This window comes from Paenibacillus sp. IHB B 3084 (assembly GCF_001447315.1).
In the GTDB taxonomy this organism is placed as follows: domain Bacteria; phylum Bacillota; class Bacilli; order Paenibacillales; family Paenibacillaceae; genus Paenibacillus.
In genome coordinates this window covers 1,763,222-1,784,018 of the sequence record NZ_CP013203.1, presented here as the reverse complement: position 1 = coordinate 1,784,018, position 20,797 = coordinate 1,763,222, and the positions used below count along the sequence as shown (strand labels likewise).

Genomic DNA, 20,797 nt, shown 5'->3' with positions numbered 1-20,797 from the left:
GGGTTAAGTGTCCACAGACGGGCTTCTCCAGGTTGAAAGGAGTATGGCTACTAAAATAGAACCATTACTGCGTAGTCGTTTGTTTACTGGCATTAGCGATAGTTTTCTTGTCCTCCAACTCTTGTACACCGCTTAAAAACGTCGATACCCGCCGCAAATACTCACGTGGATGCTCCCTGAAAATAAGCTCATGCAGCCCGTTTTTGACAATCCATACACTGGAAAGCGGGTTGGTTTGATTGGCAGCGAGCTTTTCCGCAATCGGGTAAGGAGCTTTTTCATCCTGCGTCCCATGCACGAACATGATCGGGAACGGATAGTTTTCCGCTTTGACCTCTTGATATGGAATCTGATGCAGGCTGGTACCGTTCAAGACTGGAAACAGCAGCTCCAGAATTTCCAGAGACGGATGGCGAGGCAGATCAATTTGATTATGAATGTTATGGTACAGCGTATCCGGCTCCAGCAAGAAGGTGCTGTCCAAAATCATGGCGTCCACATCGTTGGTTTGCAGGCCCGCCTGAAGGGCGGTCCCTGCCCCCATCGAGAAGCCCCATACGATAATCTCCGAGGAGCCGCGTTGCTTCGCAAGCTGGATGGCCCCGAGAAGCTGCTGGGATTCCGCTTTGCCTCCGGTTGCGACGGCTTTGCTATTTTGTGATGCGAATCCGTAATCGAACATGACAACGTTAAAATTCAAACGGTGGGCATAATGCGCCAGATCATACATCGGAATCCAACTTTCTTCGCGGTTGGCCCCATAACCGTGGCTGAAAATAATCGTTTTCTTCGATTGATCTGCCGGGATATACCAGCCCTGCACCACCCGGCTGCCGTCCTTGGCGGGGAAGCTGACTTCCTCGTAGGGCATGCCTTTGGCCTGCATCGGGTTCGAGTACAGTGGCGCGACGGTTGGATTCGTCAGTACCCATGCGATATAGGCGTGCAGGGTAATAAAGCAAAACAACAGAAAAAATACGACCGACAGCAGCAAGGCAATGACAACATGCTTGATCCGCAGCAGCCGGGGGTTGATCAGTGGGGTGGACGGCTCCTGGACAGCATGCTGTAGCTGAGAGCTGCGCTGGGATGTCGAAATCATGTAAGAGCCTCCTTCTATAAAAATGAACTTCGTTTCATAGAATTCTAGGTACAATTCCACTTGAAAATGATAGTTTATGTCCGTATAGATACCTATTATCGTATGATGCGTGTTATCCAAAGTCAACGGCTGAACCGGAAAAGTAAAAATGATGCAAAGATTTGTCGATGTTTGTTCTCGTTCTGTAATATGGCTGTCATAAAAACATTGGTTTACAGTAGCCGCGACTATTCTATATAATTTATGTAACCATGTTTCATGGTGTGAAACGAATATGGAACAAAGAGGAGCGGTTCACAATGGAAGACCGTAAATTAACGGTTCGCGCCGTGGAGCGTGCGCTTGATATACTGATGTGTTTTACCGGAGATTCCGATCTGGGTCTAACAGAGATTGCTTCCAAAATTGGTTTACATAAAAGTACCGTTCATCGGCTGCTGACCACGCTGGAGGATCGGGGCTTTGTCGTTCGGAATCCCGCAACGGAAAAATACCGGCTCGGCATCCGGATATGGGAGCTGTCCACCCATCTGTCGCAAAGCGACGAGCCGGCGATCCTATTACAGCCAGCGATGGAAGGATTGCGTGACCGTCTGGGTGAAACGGTCAGCCTATACCTGCGCGATGGCAGCATGCGTATCCGCATTCAGGCCGTGCAGAGCAATCAGGCGATCCGCCGCGTTGCGCCAGTGGGTGCAAGCATGCCGCTGGCTGTAGGAGCCTCCAGCAAGGTGCTGGCGGCCTTTATGCCGCCGCAGGAGCTGGAAGCCCTTCTAAGCGGGGATGAATGGCCGCCCTCGGTAGACCCGGAGGTCTATAAGGCTCAATTGCAGGATATTCGTGAGAAGGGCTACGCGACCAGCTATGAGGAACGGGAGCCGGGCGCTGCTGCTGTGGCTGCGCCTATCGTGAATCGGAAGGGACAGGTCGCTGCGGCCTTATCTGTATCTGGTCCGGTCAGCCGACTAGCGCCCGAGACGCTGCATGATTTTGCACCGATTTTGATTGAGGCGGCAAAAGAAATGGGGCTTATGCTTCCGTAGCAAGGATTGAGAGGAACCGGGGCAATCTAAGTGAATGATGCAGGAGATCTTGGAAAAAGGGACCAGAGAAGGGTTGCCAAAGCCGTAAATTTGAAGTAATCTGATGGGGATGGCGGGTTGTCAATTATAGCCGCCTCATGCGAATAGAATTATCACAGTTACTGGGGGAGCCTGTAATACCGGGCTGAGATGGAATTGCACTAGATTCCGAACCCTTTGCACCTGATCTGGATCATACCAGCGTAGGGAAGTAATCGGCCATTGAAATGTATACGTAGCCGCTGTCTACGGCAATGCATCGGAGTATGTTTCCGCGTGCGTAGCCGTCTGCATAGCTGTTCGTTAGATTAGCCGGTTCCCTGGGGAACCGGCTTTTTTGCATAGATAGCCAGCCTGGGGATGGTTCCGGATCGGTGTGTCATTTCATCGAAACGGGAGGAATGGACAATGAAACCGACAGAAACAGAAGGAACAGTAGGGAACGCAGTGGATGAACAGACAGGAGGGGTGAAGCCCTTTCCAGGGAGCCGCAAGGTATATATTCAAGGCTCGCGGCCGGACATTGCCGTACCGGAGCGTGAAATCGCCCTGCATCCCACACATACGCCGCAGGGCACGGAGCATCATGAGCCGTTGCGTGTGTACGATACGAGCGGTCCCATGACCGATGAAGCCTATCAGGTCGATATCCGTAAGGGGTTGCCTCCATTACGGCGAGCCTGGGCACTGGAACGGGGTGATGTGGAGGTTTACGAGGGGCGCGCCGTCAAGCCGGAGGATAACGGGTTGAAGCCCGGCTCCAAACGGGAGACGGCTGAATTTCCCGGCGTCACCAACCTTCCGCTCCGTGCGCGGCAAGGGCGTAGTGTAACGCAAATGCATTATGCGCGGCAAGGGATCATTACGCCCGAAATGGAATTTGCGGCCATCCGCGAAGGGGTGGAGCCTGAGTTTGTGCGGCAGGAGTTGGCGGCAGGACGAGCTATTTTGCCTTCAAATATCAATCACCCGGAAAGTGAGCCGATGGTGATTGGTCGTCATTTTCACGTGAAGATTAATGCGAACATTGGTAATTCTGCGGTTACGTCCTCCATCGAGGAAGAAGTGGAGAAAATGACCTGGGCTGTACGCTGGGGCTCGGATACGGTCATGGACCTGTCCACAGGCCGTAATATCCATACGACGCGTGAATGGATCATCCGTAACTCCCCTGTGCCGATTGGGACTGTACCGCTGTATCAGGCGCTTGAAAAGGTGAACGGCGAAGCAGAGGCGCTAACATGGGAGCTGTATCGTGACACGCTGATTGAGCAGGCGGAGCAGGGCGTGGACTATTTTACAATTCATGCGGGCGTGCTGCTGCGGTATATTCCGTTGACGGCAAGCAGAATGACGGGAATTGTGTCCCGTGGAGGGTCGATCATGGCGGCTTGGTGTCTTGCGCACCATCGGGAGAACTTTTTGTACACACATTTTGAAGAAATATGCGAAATTATGAAAGCCTACGATGTGGCCTTTTCCCTCGGAGACGGTCTACGTCCAGGCAGTATCTATGATGCGAATGATGAAGCACAGTTTGCTGAGCTGGATACGTTGGGCGAGTTAACGCAAATTGCCTGGAAGCATGATGTTCAGGTTATGATTGAAGGGCCGGGACATGTCCCGATGCACAAAATCAAGGAGAATGTGGACCTGCAAATGGAGATTTGCAAGGAAGCTCCCTTTTATACACTGGGACCGCTCACGACGGATATTGCACCTGGCTATGATCATATTACCTCGGCGATCGGGGCAGCGATGATTGGTTGGTTCGGGACGTCCATGCTGTGCTATGTTACGCCGAAGGAGCATTTGGGTCTGCCGAACAAGGATGACGTTCGTGAAGGTGTTATTACGTACAAAATTGCGGCACATGCTGCCGATCTGGCGAAAGGCCATCCACGGGCGCAGCAGCGGGACGATGCTTTGTCCAAGGCACGCTTTGAATTCCGCTGGCGCGACCAGTTCAATCTGTCGCTCGACCCTGAGCGGGCCTTGTCCTACCATGATGAGACGCTGCCAGCAGAGGGAGCCAAGGAAGCACACTTTTGCTCGATGTGCGGTCCCAAGTTTTGCAGTATGCGTATCACGCAGGACATTCGCGCCTATGCGGCGGATAAGGGGCTGAACACCGAAGAAGCGGTAGCCGCCGGGATGCGTGAGAAGGCAGAGCAGTATCGGGATGCCGGGCAGTAAATCCTTAAACTTATGAACGTATGAATAACAAAAGCCGTGGTTCTCTACAGATGATGTAGGAAGCCACGGCTTTTTAGCTTATGTAAAGCGAGATCATGCAACCGGATAAACGGCGGCTTTATTTTTTACCCATTTTCTCATTCAAAATGTCCTGAAAGCTGAGCTTCTTCTCCGAGCTGTCTTCTTTCTTCTGCATACTCACCGCGTTGGCACGTTGGTATTGGTGATGGAAAGGCATCAAGGTGTGTACAGTTAAATTCATTGTATTCATGTGGGTTGTTCCTCCAATTCCATTTTGTCAAATTCAGATTGAGTTGCTTAGGACGTCTGTATAGGACTATTCGTATGTACTTGATGTCGTAATACCGGGTAGACTGCTTGGTAATGTTTCAATCATTATAAACGCATTTTTTCAAATTAAAACGTTTTTGACATAAAACAGGAAAATGGTCATACGTGTCCAAAATTTGGATTAGGCGGATGGTCATTTTGAGGGGAAATGTGCCTAGTTCCAAAACAAGGGCCAGAGGCCCGTTTTCTTAGTTTAGTAGTCGGGATTGTGTTTTTTTGTCGAATATCCTTATATAAGTCAATATGAAGTCAGTCTGGTGGCGAATTAAAGTGTCAAAGTTGTATTGACTTTATGTTTGGGAGTGGATACCATGAACTGGTTGTAAGCGTGTTTTAGCTACTAGAATCAGCCAATCCATCTGGCGATTCATCCGTTGAAATGTTTGAGAAAGGACCAGGACATATATGAAAAAAGAATTGCAGACATTGCATTTATTATTCTGGGTGCGTTTTTTTTCGCGCTGGCTGTTAATCTGTTTGTTATCCCGAATGAGTTTGGCGAGGGGGGCGTTACAGGGGTCACGATTATTTTGTACTACCTGTTTCAGTGGTCCCCTTCGATCGTCAATCTGGTGATCAATGGCTTGCTGCTGATTGTCGGATATAAATTTTTGGATAAGAGAACAACCCTGTACACTGTGATTGCGGTTGCTTTTAACTCGCTGTTTTTACATTTAACGGCCAACTGGCGGATTGATTCACATGAGCCGACGATTAATGCCGTATTTGCCGGGGTTTTGGTGGGGATCGGAATTGGTTTGATTGTGCGGGTGGGCGGTACAACAGCAGGAACGGTCATTTTGGCCCGGATCGCCAACAAATATCTGGATTGGAACATCAGCTATGGCTTGCTGTTTTTTGATCTGATTGTTGCGTTTTCGTCCTATTTTATTATTGGCCCGGAAAAGCTCATGCTGACTATCGTTATTTTGTATGTCGGCACGAAGGTTATGGATTTCATGATTGAAGGACTGAACCCGAAAAAAGCGGTCATGATCATTTCGGAGCATCAAGATAAAATTGCGGAGATGGTCATTACGCAAATGGATCGGGGAGTTACAGTCCTGTCAGGCCACGGATATTACACGAAAAACCCGAAAGAAGTTCTATATATCGTCATTAGTAAACAAGAGGTGTCGGCGCTTAAAAAGATTGTGAAGGCTATCGACACAGCGGCGTTTATCACCATTCATGACGTGCGGGACGTGTTCGGGGAAGGCTTTTTGGATATTTCGAAGTAGCTGGTGGGAATAAAGGTAAGGTTAGATGTGAAAATGGTTAGAAGTCGGTCCTGAGGGAGCGGCTTTTTTGTTGTTGTGATGTTTTTCTCCTGGTTGGTTTTTGAAAAAATGCATAATAAAAGTAAATCGTATGATTCCTGCTATAGGGAGGTTCGAAGATGGGGATCTGATTTACCTTGCTCTCATGCTGAAATATTCAGGCAAGTTTCTGTTCAGCACTTTAAATATGGTCTTAATCCTATCGTCTATATTACATTTAGCAGTAGGGATAACATTCACTACATTAAAACCTAATCGTCTAATCGGTTTGAGGTTTCCATGGTTGCTTTCGAATGAAATTGCGTGGTGGACGACGCATCGCATCTCTGCTTATATTTCAACCCTATCTCAGCCGCCAGTTCAATAGTGAAGAGGGTTCAATAATGAAAAGTCTGCCTGGTCTCTTCACAGTTCTTATAACCCTCGTATTTTCAATCATAGGCATATGTTTTCTCCTGAATGCTTCGAGTATGCATTTATAGTTAAAAATCCCCTCTCAATTTGCAGTTTTTCACTGCATTTTGAAGGGGATTTTTATTATTCATTCGCTCTTTATTCTTGAATCATCTGACGCAATACGGTTTGCAGAATGCCGCCGTTATGGTAGTAATCAATATCGACGGTGCTGTCCAGACGGGCAATTACCGGGAACTCGAACTTTGTGCCATCCTCGCGTTTGGCTACAACGGTAAGCTCTTGACCCGGCTTCACGTCATTGTCGATGCCAAGAATGTCAAATGTTTCACGACCGTTCAGACCCAGGCTGGACCAGCCGTAGCCTTCCTGGAATTGCAGTGGAAGCACGCCCATGCCGACCAGGTTACTGCGGTGAATCCGCTCGAAGCTTTCGGCAATGACGGCTTTGACACCCAGCAGAAGCGTACCCTTCGCTGCCCAGTCACGGGAGCTGCCTGTGCCGTATTCCTTGCCGGCAATAACGATCAGGTTTTGATCGGCTGCCTGATATTTCATAGATGCATCGTAGATGGACATTTCCTCATCCGTCGGCAAGTATTTGGTCACGCCGCCCTCGGTGCCGGGAGCTACGTTGTTGCGGATACGAATGTTGGCGAATGTACCGCGCATCATGACCTCGTGGTTACCGCGACGGGAGCCGTAGGAGTTGAAGTCCTTGCGTTCCACGCCATGCTCCTTCAAGTACAGTCCTGCCGGGCTGGAAGGGGCGATGTTGCCTGCTGGTGAGATATGGTCCGTAGTGACCGAATCATTCAACAGGGCAAGCACACGGGCATTACGGATTTCCTTGATATCCTGCACGCCATCCTGAAGTTTTTCAAAGAATGGTGGATTTTGAATATAAGTTGATTTTTCATCCCATTCATACAGTTCGCCTTCAGGAACCGGAATGGAGTTCCATTTTTCGTTGGCAGTAAATACATTCTCATATTTACGACGGAACATATCCGGGCTGAGAGACAGGCTGATCGCTTCCTTAATTTCCTCGGAAGTTGGCCAGATGTCTTTCAGGTAGACCGGCTGATTGTCCTGATCGTAACCGAGCGGATCATTCACCAAATCAATGTTCACCGTACCTGCCAGCGCATAAGCAACAACCAGTGGCGGTGAGCCGAGGTAGTTGGCTTTGACTTGCGCATGTACGCGGCCCTCAAAGTTCCGGTTGCCGGAAATGACTGCGCCAACCGTCAAATCGTGGTCTGTGATGGCTTGACTCACTTCGTCAGGAAGTGGCCCGGAGTTACCGATACAGGTTGCGCAGCCGTAGCCTGCCACATGGAAGCCGAGGGCTTCCAACGGACCGATCAGCCCGGCTTTTTGCAGGTATTCCGTCACGACAAGGGAGCCCGGCGTCAAGCTGGTTTTCACATAGCCCGGCTTTTTGAGCCCGCGTTGTACTGCCTTTTTGGCGAGCAAGCCTGCGCCCAGCATAACGCTAGGGTTGGAAGTGTTTGTGCAGCTTGTGATAGCCGCAATCACGACTGCGCCAGTACCCAGCTCGCTGGTGGAGCCGTCCGGGTGGGTCAGCGGAATCTTCTGCGCGATCTTTTCATCACTCAGTCCGTAGCCGCCTTTGTCCACAGGGGTACGGATAATGCCTTCAAAGGTTTCCTTCATGCGGCTAAGCTCAACACGGTCTTGCGGACGTTTGGGACCCGCGAGACTTGGTACAACCGAAGCCAGATCCAGCTCAATCGTATCACTGAACGCAGGGTCCGGCGTGTCGGATGTGCGGAACATGCCTTGCGCTTTGTAATATTCCTCTACAAGACTCACTTGCTCATCAGAACGTCCGGTGCTGCGCAGGTAGGCCAGCGTTTCCGCATCGACCGGGAAGAAGCCAACCGTTGCGCCGTATTCCGGTGCCATATTGGCAACCGTTGCACGGTCAGCCAAGCTGATGTTAGCCAGGCCGGGTCCGTAAAATTCCACGAATTTGCCGACTACGCCTTTTTTACGCAGCATTTGGGTTACGGTGAGTGCCAGATCGGTGGCGGTAGAGCCTTCCGTCAGACTGCCTGTCAGCTTGAAGCCGATAACATCGGGAGTGACAAAATACAGCGGTTGCCCCAGCATTCCCGCCTCTGCTTCAATCCCGCCGACGCCCCAGCCTACAACACCCAGGCCGTTAATCATCGTCGTATGGGAATCCGTTCCGACGAGGGAATCCGGGAAGACGACGGTTTCGCCGTCAATGGTTTTGGTGGTGGCCACGGATGCGAGATACTCCAGATTGACCTGATGGACGATACCGGTGGACGGTGGCACTGCACGGAAGTTGTTGAACGCCGTTTGCGCCCAGCGCAGAAAACGGTACCGTTCCTCGTTACGCTCAAATTCTACATTAATATTATAGTCCAGCGCTTCGCTGGTACCGAAGGCATCGACCATAACCGAGTGGTCGATAACGAGATCGACGGGTACGAGCGGGTTGATTTGTTTCGGATCGCCGCCCGCTTTTTTCACAGTATCGCGCATGGCTGCCAAATCGACAACCACCGGAACACCGGTGAAATCCTGAAGTACGATGCGTGCAGGGATGAACGGAATTTCCTTGTTGGTGTCACGATCCTCTGCCCAGCCTGTAAGCTGTTGCACATGCTCCTCAGTTATTGCGCGTCCATCGAATTGGCGCACAGCGGCTTCCAGCAACACTTTAATGGAGAAAGGCAGCTTGGCGATACCGCTTTTTCCTTGTTCCTCCAGTGCCTTGAGACTGTAGTAACGGTAAGGCTTGCCGTTAACTTCGAGACTGCGGGCAATGGAGAATTGATCTTTTCCTGACATAAGTATTACCTCCTTGAAGTGGATGCTTGGGGAAAATAGGGATGTCGTTTTTTCGACGTCTTGCACAGTTGGTTTAATTTGGTTACGCTCTCATGAAAGCAGCATGGCTGATTTGAAGAATAACCGATTAACCTATGGATAACCGTTATTTTCATAATAGAGGAGAAGATGATTTTAATTAGTTTCATTAGATGAAACCTAATTTCAAAATATTGTTTCTGTATTAAGTATACCGTTTTCAATCGATTACGTAAAGTTTTTTTGGCCTAATTTGTACACCGAAGCCTGGAAAATAAAACGTTCCTCTTTCTCGTGTTTCCGTGTTCATACCAAGCTTTAGAGATTCATACTTATAGATAGAGAGCCATATCAGGCTATAGAGGGAAGTAAGAAAGTTATTCAGTATCCCGGCTATTCCCAAACAGGGATGGCGGGACGGAAATGGAGGGACAGGGATGGGGGAGCGGGAATGGAAGCAGGCCCTTTTTGCTTATGTGAACCAATATAACCGGAGTGAGGTGAACAGCGCTCCACAGCCGGATGAATATCTGGAGGTAGGTCAGCGGATGGAGCGTGCGGCCCGTACGGCCAGATTGGAACGGTGGTATAACGAGCGGAACACCGTTCCATTACGTAGCGAAACACGCGCCAAGCCGCTGCGAATTGTGCAGGATACGCCGGAAGAGGCTGTGGTGGATGTACAACTGCATGTCCGGCTCTTTTATGAAAAAGGCGGAATGACCCACCGGGAGGATCGTATTGAACGGGAACGTCTGACGTTCACGCGCGAGGGTGAAGCCTGGCAGGTGGCAAGAATCGAGCGTGATCCGGCAGAACGAAAGCCAGCGGGGGAGAGGTTCCTTTTGAACAGGCGTCGTTTAATCAGGGAGGGAATCTACCGCTGTTGAATCGCGGTGTACTGGGTTTTGGCTCATCAGCACGCCCCAGCCGATATCGCCGGGAAGAGGCGGCAGCCTATGCGGATCAGTGGTGGGATAGCTTCAACCCGGAGTTTGAAGGTTTTGATGTGGATTGTACCAATTATATCTCGCAATGCCTCTTTGCAGGGGGCGCACCGATCCACTATACTGGTAAAAGAGAATCGGGCTGGTGGTACAAAGGACGGGTCGCTGGACATGAGCTGTGGAGCTACAGTTGGGCGGTTTCCAACAGTCTGGAGCGGTATTTGGGCTCCAGCTCGTGGGGGTTGACTGCCGAGCAGGTGAGTCGTCCGGAGCAGCTAATGTTGGGGGACGTCATTTTTTATGATTGGGATGGTGACGGCACCTTTCAGCACAGCACGGTGGTAACGGCCTTTGATGCGGGCGGGATGCCGCTTGTCAATGCGCATACAGTAAGCTCCAGACATCGTTATTGGGACTACAAAAATTCGTATGCGTGGACGGACAACACGGTGTATCGCTTTTATCATATCGCCGACTATTTTAAATGAAATGTTTATAACAGGTACAGTGACGCAAATCAGGCACAATGACGAAAGCAGGAAAGCGGAGGATAGGCATGGCAAAACAAAAATTGACCGTAGGGCTGGTGTACGGCGGCAAATCGGGCGAACATGAGGTTTCGCTGCAAACGGCGTATGCGGTACTGAACGCTTTTGATTATGAGAAATACGAGATTATTCCTTTTTATATTACGAAGGCTGGCGATTGGCGCAGAGGGTTGCTGCTTGACGCACCTTTGGCTTCCGTAGAGCAATTGAAGCTGGAGCGCGCAGAGGGCGGTACGAAGGCGGCATTAGATACGTTGTTTGGCAAGCTGTACGGAGAGCAGACGCTGGATGTGCTGTTCCCGCTGCTGCACGGCACCTTTGGTGAGGACGGAACGATTCAGGGCTTGTTCGAAATGGCAGATATGCCTTATGTCGGTGCAGGTGTGCTGGCTTCTGCCGCAGGGATGGACAAAGGCGTCATGAAGAAGCTGTTTGAGCATGCAGGATTGCCGCAAGTGAAATACTGTTATTTTAACAGTACACAGTGGTCACAAACGAGTCATGATTTGGTGCGCCACATGGAAACCGAGTTAGGGTACCCGTGCTTCGTCAAACCGGCGAATCTGGGATCAAGTGTCGGCATTTCCAAAGCCAATAACCGGGAAGAGCTGGAAAAAGCAGTCGAGCTGGCTCTGCAATTTGATCTGAAGGTCATTGTGGAGGAGTATGTCGATGCCCGCGAGGTCGAGGTCAGCGTACTTGGCAACGACGAGCCGATTGCTTCCGTACCGGGGGAAATTGTATCGTCCAGTGACTATTACGATTATGCTGCCAAATACACGGACGGCCAATCAGAAATGCTCATTCCGGCACCGTTGGACGAGGAAGTGGCGGATCGTATCCGTGAAGCTGCATTGCAGGCATTCCGCGCTCTGGAGGGCTGCGGGATTTCCCGAGCCGATTTCTTCGTCAGACGTTCGGACGGACATATTCTAATTAATGAAATAAACACGATGCCGGGCTTTACGCCGTTCAGTATGTATCCATTGCTGTGGAGAGAAACGGGCGTATCCTATCAAAGCCTGCTGGACCGCATGATTGCGCTCGCACTGGAGCGTTATGAACGCAGGTCTGCGCTGCACTATGAGAACTCATAAAACGAACCAGGGGGAGCTGATCACTCCCCTTTTTGTTCATATACACGGTTTACAATCAGGATTTGCAAATCCTTAATCACGAAAGGTGGCGGCTAAACATGGGCTTTCAAACGGAATTTAACTCGGTGTGCAAATTCAAGAGCGAACAGGAATTGTACGAACTGCTGGAATACGGACGCGGTAAAATGGTTAAATCCGGACTGCGTGTGTTCCCGACAGGCCAGAAGGTCATCGCTTACAGTGCGGACAATGTGGCAGTTGCCATCGTGCAGATTGTCGGCTGTATTGCCGAAATCAATTTTCAGGGCGACGAAGTGACCGAGGTTGAAATGATCCTCATTCGCAAACTGAATGAAGAGGAAGCAAGAATTCAGACCGCCTTGGCGGATGAAATGTTTTTTGGAGCGCAATAGGCAGGACAAGAACTGGTTCACGCCGAATCAGAGGGAGCTTTTCCGGGTATGATCAGTAGAAAAGGGATTGAGGTCACAGAACGAAAGCGGCCTTGCCATTTACTGCGATCTGCTGAAAGGAAGGACACCCTATGATAGTAAGGTTCGGCTATGTAGCCATGTCAGTTACCGTACAAAATGCGTCGCCCTCCAAAACGATGACGCTCGCCAGCTTTAACAAAATTGGAGATCGAGAGGCCGCGATTCGCAAACTGGAGCGGATTGCAGCCGAAAATCTGCATAATACACTGCGGCTGCTGCGTCATAATCGGGCGAGCGATATCAAGGTGTACCGTTTTTCATCCAAGCTGATTCCGCTGGCAACTCATCAGGATTTGCGTGACTGGGACCCTTTTCAGGCGCTTGCCGCTGATTTTGCAGAGGTCGGGAATGTTGTCAAAGCGAACGGGATGAGGGTATCGTTTCACCCGGATCATTTTACAGTGCTGAGCACTCCCCGCCCGGAAGTGCTGCAAAGCTCCATTAACGATCTCAAGCATCATAAAGCGATGCTGGAGGCGATGGGACTTGGTGCGGAAGCCAAGAACAACATTCATATCGGCGGCGCGTATGGAGACAAGGTGACGTCGAGTCAGCGTTTTGTAGAGCAAGTGGGTGCGCTGGAGCTTTCGTTAAGGGAACGAATGACGCTGGAAAATGATGATAAAACGTTTAATGCGATGGAAACGCTGGATGCGTGCAAGCGGACGGGGCTGCCGATGGTTCTCGACATTCATCATCAATGGGTAAATAACGAGGGCGAGAAGTCGTGGGAGCTGTGGCCTGGCATTTTGGATACCTGGAAAGGGGAATTGGCTCAAACGGGATCTTCTCCCGATGATCCACTACCACCCAAAATCCATGCATCCAGTCCCAAAAGTGAAAAAGACCCCCGCGGTCATGCGGACGGTGTCCAGGTGGAGCCGCTGCTTACTTTTTTGCGCAACATTGCCGGATATACGGATCGGATTGATGTCATGCTTGAAGCCAAACGCAAGGATGAAGCGTTGTTCAGACTGATGGACGAACTGCGTACACGGGAAGGTGACGGAGTGAAGGTGCTGGATGGGGCTTCGGTAGAAATTACGCCTTAAAGAATAGTGTTCCGCGGATAATGCTCCCATTTAGAGAAACTTTATGAAGCTTATTGTGTATACTAGAATGTGTAAACTAGATGTGTACCTTTAATAGAGATGGTTAAGAAACTGTGCTGTAATGCAGCTTCGTAAACCACGTAACAATGATATAGAAAGTAGAGTGAACACGTTGAATGAACATGAAAACGAAAAGGTTCCCTATATCGTATCAGGAAAAAGCTATACCGCTGTGGCCATTAACGCAGCATCCAAAGCCGGGGAATGGATCAAAAGCAGACTGGGTACCGTTGAGCAGTTAAGCACCAAGCAGTCTTCGACGGACCTTGTGACCGAAGTGGATAAAGGTGCGGAGCAAATGATCCGCAGACTGATTCTTACCCATTTTCCCGACCATGCCATTCTGGGCGAAGAGAGTGTAGAGCCGGGGGCTGAGGCTTCGGCCCGTGCGTTGGAGGCTGCTCGTGAAGAGGAATATTTGTGGATTATTGATCCGGTAGATGGCACAACTAATTTTGTACACAGCCTGCCGTACTACAGTGTATCTATCGCCTTGGCCCACCGTGGAGAGGTGATTGTCGGTGTCATTTATGATCCGTCCCGCGACGAAATGTTTGTGGCTGAAAAAGGTAAGGGCGCGTATGTGCATGGCAATCCAATGAGAGCATCCAGAGAAGAAACACTGGGAGATAGTCTGGTGTGCATCGGCTTCCCGCCGGACCGCACTTTTGCACAGCCGCTGAATATGAAGATTACACAGGCACTTACACCTCAGGTGAGAGGCATCCGGGCGCTTGGCTCGGCAGCATTGCATTTGGCCTATGTGGCTTCAGGACGGCTTACAGCTTACTGTGAAATCGGTCTGAATGCTTGGGATGTGGCAGCGGGCGCTTTGCTGGTGCAGGAATCGGGGGGAACGATCACAGATACGCTCGGTAGACCTTATGACCTGAGTGTGCGACATATTGCAGCGACCAATACGGCTATTCATTCTCAACTCATTCAAGTGCTGAAAGAAGCAGACGCAACCGGGTTATAATAAAACGCAGATCATTCTGAAGGAGGGTAGCGTGATGAGCCAATCCGAAGAATTGGAACGCGAGCTCAGTGAAATGCTGATGGAAGGCGAAATTCGTGAGAATGAGGCCAAAAAACGCGAACGGCTCACTCCTAAATATGAGGTGCGGATTCAAACCCATATCGACCCTATTGTGGAGGAGACGCGTAAATACCGCAGCATGGCACGGGAACTGGATGACCGATACGATGAATATATGAGCAAGGCGGACCCATCGGAACCAACCGACAAACGCTAAGCGAACACAAATACCTCTTGCCGAATGACCAAGGCTTGGGGTATTTTGTATGATGTACAGCTTTATCAGGCAATCTCCATTCCAGACTGGACCGGACAGGACGAGCGAAGGAGGCGACATCCACTGATAACCTATTTTAAAAGCGCTTTCAAAAATGCCGGAATCCATCATAAAATGGTGCTGTTGATTACAGTGCTCATGCTGGTTAATTTTGCGGTTGTTGCAGTCATACTTAAATACGTATTTCATATTTATGATAATCAAATGTATAAAAAGACATCCGAAGTGCTCAATATTTCCTCAATCGGTATTGAAAATGAGCTGAAGGATGTTGAAAAAGTTACTTTCAAGGTGATAACAGATGAGCAGCTTCAGCGTTATCTGCTACAATTGGAGAAGGAAACCTCACCTTATGCCAAAATGGTGCTGCGTAAAAAAATAACGAACAGGCTTATCGCCTTCGCCGGCTCTGAAACCTATATCTACTCCATGATGGTGATCGACAAAGAGGGGCAAGTCATGAGTGCGGGCAACCGCGAGGGCATTCCTCAGGAGCTTCGCTCCACCCTGTCGATGCTGGCAGACGAACGTGACGGCTCCAATGCATGGTATGTGGCGGGTCACTCCTCCCTGCTGGCTGCGAGGCAGTTCAAATCCTTTACGGATTCCAACTTTACCCTGAACGGACTCGGAACGCTGGCGATTCGTGTACGGATTGACCGGATTGTAGCCGACCGTGTGCAGACTTCTGGTGATGACGGACAGCTAATGATCACCGATGGAAGACGTATGATCTATCCCGAAACACCGCTGTTGAGTGACAGCGATATTCAGGCCGAGCTTGGGCGAAAGCAGCCTTATGGTATTGCAACCTACACAGGCGGAACCTTTTTCGCAGCTCAAACCAAATCCTCCTATACGGGCTGGACGTATTTGCATATGACCCCCTTCGACGATATGTTTCGCAGTATTACGATCATCAAAGAAATTGTAAGCGCAATTTTTGTAATTATGCTTCTGATCGCGCTGGCACTGGGGGCCCGACTATCTGGCAGTATTACGAAGCCGATCGTTCAATTAATCCAGAACATGCGTAAAATTGAAAAAGGCGATCTGGATCGTCTGGAGGAGGAAGCTCTCGGCGCGGTTCCGCTTTCCACACAGGATGAGGTGGGCTTGCTGCACCGTACCTATAAGAAGATGATCCGCCGTATCCGTGAGCTGATTAATGAGAATGTTGCAAAGCAGCTATTGCTGCGGGAAACGGAGCTTAAAGCGCTTCAGGCGCAGATTAATCCGCATTTTTTGTATAACACGCTGGAGTCCGTGAACTGGCTCGCCAAGGCGAATAAGCAGGATCGGATTTCGGAAATGGTGGAGGCGCTGGCCTTTCTGCTACGCAGTGCCGTCAGTTTTGAAGAACAGCTCATTCCACTTCGAAAAGAGCTGGATATTGTGCGAAGTTATGTAACGATCCAAAAAACACGCTTCGACGAGCGACTCATTTTCCATCTGGATGTACCGGAAGAACTGATGGACGTACAAATTCCGAAGCTAACGCTCCAGCCTTTGGTAGAGAATGCGATTCATTACGCGCTGGAGCCGCGAATTGAGCCATGTCGGATTGCTATCATTGCCCGGGAGCAAGAAGGTGCGTTGTTGCTGCGGGTGGAGGATGACGGGCCGGGCATGACTCAGGATTTTTTGGAGCAGCTGCGGAGCGGGCAGGTCGCTACACGGGGGCAGGGTATTGGGCTTGCCAACATTCAGGAGCGGATTGACCTGACGTTTGGTACACCGTGGGGCATAGAGCTGCATAGCGAGTCAGGAACAGGAACGTCGATTCATGTCTGTATTCCATATGTGAAAGGGGATCAGGATCATGTACAAGGTGCTGCTGGTTGATGATGAGCGTATGATTTTGGAAGGTATATCACAGGTGGTCGATTGGGGCAAAGCAGGTACGAGGCTGGTCGGTACGGCACGTAATGGGATTGAGGCGTATGATCAGATTCAGGCCAGCCCGCCTGATTTTGTCATTAGCGATATCTCTATGCCCGGACTGGACGGAATCGGACTGGTGGCGAGAACGACGGAGCATTTTCCGGACGTTCGTTTCATTCTGTTGTCTGGTTATAAGGATTTTGATTATGCCTGTCGGGCCATGCAATACGGGGTAAAGCACTATTTATTGAAGCCCTGCAACGAGCGGCAAATCCATGAGGCGCTGACCGAACTGGGGCAGGAGCGGGAGGAACAGGATGAACGCAAGCAGTTCGTGAACCGGATGAAGCTTGATTTTCAGCGTATGCTGCCTCATGTGAAGGAGCATTTTTTGAAAGAGTTTATTTCCTATAAAACTTACGGCAGTCGGGATATCGCTTTTTATGAGCGGTTGTTCAGTCTGGAGCTGCAAGATAAGCAGGTTCGGATGCTCCTGCTGCGGGTCGAGGAATCCCATGAGCCGGAGCATCTGTTTGCGCTGCAAAATATTGCGGCAGATTTAATGGACGATGTATTGCTAGGGACGACCATGCAAGGACAACTGCTCATCGTGCTGGAGAGCGGGGATGACACGTCACGGCTGATGAAGCAGATTGAGGCGGTGCGTGCGACGTTTCGTCGCTTTTACAAGCTGGAGGTAACGGTCGCGGTTAGTGAGTCGGATAGTATGCAGCATTCACGGGGGATGTATCGGGAGACGCTTCATTGTATGAATCACCGTTTTTACACCGGGGAGGGCAGTCTGATCACCAAGGAGGATCTGGCAGCCGAAGAACCCCGGGAGATGGCAGACTTGGAGCTGGACGAAGAGAAGTTCGGCCTGCTGATTAAGGCGGGGAATACGGAGGAGGTAGCGCAGGAGATAGATCGGCTATTCGGCATCCTGTCCCGTATGAAGCTGGAAATTTCCGTGACCCGCTCCTATGTGCTGCAACTGTATGCAGCCATGATTCGCATATGTCCCGAGGAGGAACGCGCGGCATTCACCAGCCGAATGGTCGTGCTGGCTGAGCAAAAAACACTCGCTTGCCTCAAATCTTTCGTACAGGAAGCCGCCGGACGAATGACGGCGATCTACTATAAAAGCAATGTGTCCCGGCAGTCCTCCACCGTTGATAAAATGATCACTATCATCGAGCAAAACTACAGAAAATCCGATTTGTCACTGAACGGAGTGGCGGGTCAAATGCTGTACATGAATTCCGACTACTTAGGGAAAATTTTCAAAAAGGTGACGGGTGAAAACTTTTCGCATTACGTCAATCGCTACCGCATCGAGCGTGCAGCAGAGCATATTCGGGAGACGGGAGACGTGAAGGTGTTCGAGCTGGCCGAATGGTTCGGCTTCGGCGGAAACGCCCAATATTTCAGCCAGGTGTTCAAAAAATGGGCGGGCATGACGCCATCGGAGTATATTAAATCACAGGAACGGGGATGAGCTGATGGAGTCCCTCTGTTTTTTGAACCCAGAAAACCTGATTTGTGTATTCCAATGTTTCGCTGCTTTTGGGAAAATAACAGCAGGAGCAAATGTAAACGCTATCAAATTAGCGTAAATACGTTGTCACTTGTATTAAGGCTCCTTTCAAGAACAGCGAAAAGGGGAGAGATAGGTGGGCAAAAAAGGATGGTTTCTGATCATAGCTATGCTGCTCGTTTTGACGACGGCATGCAGCGGAGCAAATGGCGGCGGCAATTCGGGCACAAGTGCAGACGGGAAGGTAAAGTTGCGGATCGCTTGGTGGGGATCGGATACGCGTCATGAATATACGCAGAAGGTCGTCGACCTGTATAAGCAGAAAAATCCGAATGTGACGATTGATGTGGAATACGCCTCTTTTGATGACTATTGGAAAAAGCTCGCCCCGCAGGCTGCGGCAAACCAACTGCCGGATATTGTACAAATGGACATTTCGTACATTAGCCAATATGCGAAGAATGGCCAACTGGAGGATCTAGCGCCTTACTTGAATCAAAAAATTCAGGTTGCTGATGTGACCGAAAATGTACTCAAAACCGGCGTAATTGCCGGAAAGCAATATGGTATTCCAACAGGTGTTAATGTTCTGGGTTTCCAGTATGACCCGGCGTTGCTCAAAAAAGCGGGCATAGATAAAATTCCTGACAACTGGACATGGGATCAATACAAAGAACTGGCCTTGAAGGCAGGCTCCAATAAAGTATACTTTGACAGCTCCATGGCTGCCGATATTTTCTTCCATTACTATTTGCGTACTCAAGGAAAGTCCCTCTACAATGCGGAAGGAACAGGATTGGGGTATGACGATGACAAGCTGTTTGTCGATTTCTTCGACGGATTGGCTGATCTGATCAAGAAGGGGGCGACCCCGTCTCCTGAAATTATGAACCAAACGAAGGGGATTCTTGAGGAATCCGATATCGTAAAAGGAACGGGCATCGGCATTTGGCAGTGGTCCAATCAGTATGTGGGCTTACAGCAGGTCGTTAACCGCCCAATGGCGCTGGCTCCGATGTTTGGGCCGAATATGGAAAAAGGTATCTACATGCAGCCTACGATGTATTGGACGGTCGCTGCCCGTTCGCAGGTGAAGGATGAGGCGGCCAAGTTTATTGATTTCTGGATGAACGATGTGGAAGCCAATAAATTGATTAAAGGCGAACGGGGCGTACCGATTTCCGCCAAAATAAAGGAAGCTGTAGCTCCTGAGTTGAGCGAGGCTACGAAGCAAGTGTTTGATTTTGTGGCTTCCATGGAGCCGAAAGCTTCTCCAATGAGCCCACCGCCGCCAGTTGGATCACCGGAAGTGATTGCAACGCTGACCGATTATATTGAGCAGGTCAATTTCGGACAGATGAAACCTGAGGATGCAGCGGTCAAATTCCGCGCAGATGCGAATGCCATTCTTGCGAATAATAAGCAGTAGGCGGTGCAATGGAAGCTTATCTTTGAGTGCCTGAACCAACTTTGGCATTTGGGCGAATGCAAGTTTCGTTAAGTTAACCGTGCGTAGTGTATAGCTTGATTGCGTACGGTTAACCCGACGAGCAAATTGCATAAGCTACCTTTGTATTATCATAATAAAATACACATAACAACGAATATGAAATATTTTTAATCTGATCTATTTAGGAAATTGTAACCGAAGGGAGGCTTGATGAGCTTGCGAAATCATCAGAGCTTGAGAGCCAATATGACCGGATATGCGTTTATCAGCCCGTTTATTGTGGGCTTTCTCGCGTTTACGTTAATTCCGATGTTTATTTCACTGTATCTGTCCTTTACAAGCTACAATCTGTTCACCCCGCCCAAATGGATTGGTCTGGGAAACTTCGAGAAAATGTTCACAGGCGACCCGAAATACTGGAATTCAATCCGAGTCACGTTTACGTATGTACTGGTTGGCGTACCGCTGCGACTGATTTTTGCGCTGTTCGTGGCTATGATTTTGAATACCAAATCGCGCATGGTCGGCACGTATCGGACGATGTACTATCTGCCGTCCATTATCGGGGGCAGTGTTGCGGTGTCCATTATGTGGCGGAACATTTTCAGTAATAACGGCATTGTGAACAGCCTGCTTTCGACCCTGGGGGCGACTCCGGTGAAATGGTTTGGTGATCCGGATGCTTCGCTGACGATGCTGATCACCTTGTCTGTATGGCAATTTGGTTCGTCCATGCTCATTTTTCTGGCAGGATTGAAGAATATTCCTGTTGAATTGTACGAGGCGTCCGGCGTAGATGGTGCTTCGCCAGTTCGAAAATTTTTCAGTATTACGCTGCCGCTGCTTAGTCCAATTATTCTATTTAACCTGATTATGCAGACGATCAGTGCCTTTATGACCTTCGTTCCGGCGTATGTTATTTCCAAGGGCGAGGGCGGTCCAATGGATGGAACGATGCTGCATTCGTTGTATTTGTTCCGGCAGGCGTTTATGTTCAGCAATATGGGATATGCGGCGGCCATGGCCTGGGTCATGCTCATTATGATTGCGATCCTGACAGCGATATTATTTATATCCTCCAAATACTGGGTATTCTATGAAACGGAAAAGGGGCGCTGA

At 49.8% G+C, this 20,797-nt stretch carries 16 protein-coding genes, 1 pseudogene and 1 riboswitch; of the genes and pseudogenes, 14 read left to right on the top strand and 3 right to left on the bottom strand.

What is annotated here, in order from left to right:
- Positions 1-64 precede the first annotated feature (64 nt).
- Positions 65-1,102 carry an alpha/beta hydrolase gene (locus tag ASL14_RS08340; protein WP_134911218.1) on the bottom strand — a complete coding sequence of 346 codons (1,038 nt, stop codon included), beginning with the start codon at positions 1,100-1,102 and terminating at the stop codon, positions 65-67.
- Positions 1,103-1,401: 299 nt separating this feature from the next.
- Here ASL14_RS08340 and ASL14_RS08335 point away from each other — a divergent pair, with 299 nt between their 5' ends.
- Both ASL14_RS08335 and thiC read left to right on the top strand, forming a co-directional pair.
- Positions 1,402-2,145, top strand: a complete 744-nt coding sequence (locus tag ASL14_RS08335) for an IclR family transcriptional regulator (RefSeq protein ID WP_044646113.1) — start codon at positions 1,402-1,404, stop codon at positions 2,143-2,145.
- Between the two features lie 153 nt (positions 2,146-2,298).
- Positions 2,299-2,411, top strand: a riboswitch (TPP riboswitch).
- A gap of 181 nt (positions 2,412-2,592) precedes the next feature.
- Positions 2,593-4,380, top strand: a complete 1,788-nt coding sequence (thiC, locus tag ASL14_RS08330; RefSeq protein ID WP_223264256.1) for a phosphomethylpyrimidine synthase ThiC — start codon at positions 2,593-2,595, stop codon at positions 4,378-4,380.
- Between the two features lie 118 nt (positions 4,381-4,498).
- On the opposite strand, the gene ASL14_RS27315 is transcribed toward thiC, so the two are convergent.
- On the bottom strand, positions 4,499-4,651 hold the full coding sequence (locus tag ASL14_RS27315) for a hypothetical protein (protein WP_010348453.1): 153 nt from the start codon (positions 4,649-4,651) through the stop codon (positions 4,499-4,501).
- Positions 4,652-5,132: 481 nt separating this feature from the next.
- On the opposite strand from ASL14_RS27315, the gene ASL14_RS08325 reads away from it, so the two are divergent.
- Both ASL14_RS08325 and ASL14_RS08320 read left to right on the top strand, forming a co-directional pair.
- Positions 5,133-5,972 (top strand): YitT family protein, encoded by an 840-nt coding sequence (locus ASL14_RS08325; protein ID WP_134914467.1) that lies wholly within the window; start codon positions 5,133-5,135, stop codon positions 5,970-5,972.
- A 130-nt stretch (positions 5,973-6,102) separates the two neighbouring features.
- Entirely contained in the window at positions 6,103-6,378 is a 276-nt protein-coding gene (locus ASL14_RS08320; RefSeq protein ID WP_134911217.1) for an SdpI family protein, read from the top strand.
- 185 nt (positions 6,379-6,563) lie between these two features.
- Here the strand turns inward: ASL14_RS08320 and acnA are convergent, their stop codons facing one another.
- Positions 6,564-9,275, bottom strand: coding sequence for an aconitate hydratase AcnA (acnA, locus tag ASL14_RS08310; protein ID WP_134911216.1), 2,712 nt, complete (start codon positions 9,273-9,275; stop codon positions 6,564-6,566).
- Positions 9,276-9,730: 455 nt separating this feature from the next.
- Between acnA and ASL14_RS08305 the strand changes: the two are divergent.
- The 10 genes and pseudogenes from ASL14_RS08305 to ASL14_RS08260 all read left to right on the top strand — a co-directional run bounded on the left by ASL14_RS08305 (position 9,731) and on the right by ASL14_RS08260 (position 20,797).
- A pseudogene (locus ASL14_RS08305) lies at positions 9,731-10,728 on the top strand (amidase domain-containing protein).
- A 68-nt stretch (positions 10,729-10,796) separates the two neighbouring features.
- A complete protein-coding gene (locus tag ASL14_RS08300) occupies positions 10,797-11,885 on the top strand; it encodes a D-alanine--D-alanine ligase (RefSeq protein ID WP_134911215.1) in 1,089 nt (362 codons plus the stop codon).
- A gap of 98 nt (positions 11,886-11,983) precedes the next feature.
- Positions 11,984-12,298, top strand: a complete 315-nt coding sequence (locus ASL14_RS08295; protein ID WP_025685344.1) for a hypothetical protein — start codon at positions 11,984-11,986, stop codon at positions 12,296-12,298.
- A 131-nt stretch (positions 12,299-12,429) separates the two neighbouring features.
- Positions 12,430-13,431, top strand: a complete 1,002-nt coding sequence (gene uvsE / locus ASL14_RS08290) for a UV DNA damage repair endonuclease UvsE (protein WP_134911214.1) — start codon at positions 12,430-12,432, stop codon at positions 13,429-13,431.
- 172 nt (positions 13,432-13,603) lie between these two features.
- On the top strand, positions 13,604-14,470 hold the full coding sequence (locus tag ASL14_RS08285) for an inositol monophosphatase family protein (RefSeq protein WP_134911213.1): 867 nt from the start codon (positions 13,604-13,606) through the stop codon (positions 14,468-14,470).
- Positions 14,471-14,504: 34 nt separating this feature from the next.
- Positions 14,505-14,747 carry a hypothetical protein gene (locus ASL14_RS08280; protein WP_134911212.1) on the top strand — a complete coding sequence of 81 codons (243 nt, stop codon included), beginning with the start codon at positions 14,505-14,507 and terminating at the stop codon, positions 14,745-14,747.
- 174 nt (positions 14,748-14,921) lie between these two features.
- Positions 14,922-16,652 (top strand): sensor histidine kinase, encoded by a 1,731-nt coding sequence (locus tag ASL14_RS08275; RefSeq protein ID WP_223264335.1) that lies wholly within the window; start codon positions 14,922-14,924, stop codon positions 16,650-16,652.
- The gene (locus ASL14_RS08270) at positions 16,630-18,189 is read left to right on the top strand and encodes a response regulator transcription factor (protein WP_134911211.1); all 1,560 of its coding nucleotides are present in this window, start codon (positions 16,630-16,632) and stop codon (positions 18,187-18,189) included. Before ASL14_RS08275 ends, ASL14_RS08270 begins: the two co-directional genes overlap by 23 nt.
- Before the next feature lie 175 nt (positions 18,190-18,364).
- Positions 18,365-19,657, top strand: coding sequence for an ABC transporter substrate-binding protein (locus ASL14_RS08265; RefSeq protein WP_134911210.1), 1,293 nt, complete (start codon positions 18,365-18,367; stop codon positions 19,655-19,657).
- 231 nt (positions 19,658-19,888) lie between these two features.
- Complete coding sequence (locus tag ASL14_RS08260) at positions 19,889-20,797, top strand: carbohydrate ABC transporter permease (RefSeq protein ID WP_134911209.1); 909 nt, start codon at positions 19,889-19,891, stop codon at positions 20,795-20,797.

Excerpts from the sequence above, each read along its gene's own strand:
- ASL14_RS08340 (WP_134911218.1), bottom strand. The coding sequence starts at position 1,102 with ATGATTTCGACATCCCAGCGCAGCTCTCAGCTACAGCATGCTGTCCAG.
- ASL14_RS08335 (WP_044646113.1), top strand. The coding sequence starts at position 1,402 with ATGGAAGACCGTAAATTAACGGTTCGCGCCGTGGAGCGTGCGCTTGAT.
- thiC (WP_223264256.1), top strand. The coding sequence starts at position 2,593 with ATGAAACCGACAGAAACAGAAGGAACAGTAGGGAACGCAGTGGATGAA.
- ASL14_RS27315 (WP_010348453.1), bottom strand. The coding sequence starts at position 4,651 with ATGAATACAATGAATTTAACTGTACACACCTTGATGCCTTTCCATCAC.
- ASL14_RS08320 (WP_134911217.1), top strand. The coding sequence starts at position 6,103 with ATGATTCCTGCTATAGGGAGGTTCGAAGATGGGGATCTGATTTACCTT.
- acnA (WP_134911216.1), bottom strand. The coding sequence starts at position 9,275 with ATGTCAGGAAAAGATCAATTCTCCATTGCCCGCAGTCTCGAAGTTAAC.
- ASL14_RS08300 (WP_134911215.1), top strand. The coding sequence starts at position 10,797 with ATGGCAAAACAAAAATTGACCGTAGGGCTGGTGTACGGCGGCAAATCG.
- ASL14_RS08295 (WP_025685344.1), top strand. The coding sequence starts at position 11,984 with ATGGGCTTTCAAACGGAATTTAACTCGGTGTGCAAATTCAAGAGCGAA.
- uvsE (WP_134911214.1), top strand. The coding sequence starts at position 12,430 with ATGATAGTAAGGTTCGGCTATGTAGCCATGTCAGTTACCGTACAAAAT.
- ASL14_RS08280 (WP_134911212.1), top strand. The coding sequence starts at position 14,505 with ATGAGCCAATCCGAAGAATTGGAACGCGAGCTCAGTGAAATGCTGATG.
- ASL14_RS08275 (WP_223264335.1), top strand. The coding sequence starts at position 14,922 with ATGGTGCTGTTGATTACAGTGCTCATGCTGGTTAATTTTGCGGTTGTT.
- ASL14_RS08270 (WP_134911211.1), top strand. The coding sequence starts at position 16,630 with ATGTACAAGGTGCTGCTGGTTGATGATGAGCGTATGATTTTGGAAGGT.
- ASL14_RS08260 (WP_134911209.1), top strand. The coding sequence starts at position 19,889 with ATGAGCTTGCGAAATCATCAGAGCTTGAGAGCCAATATGACCGGATAT.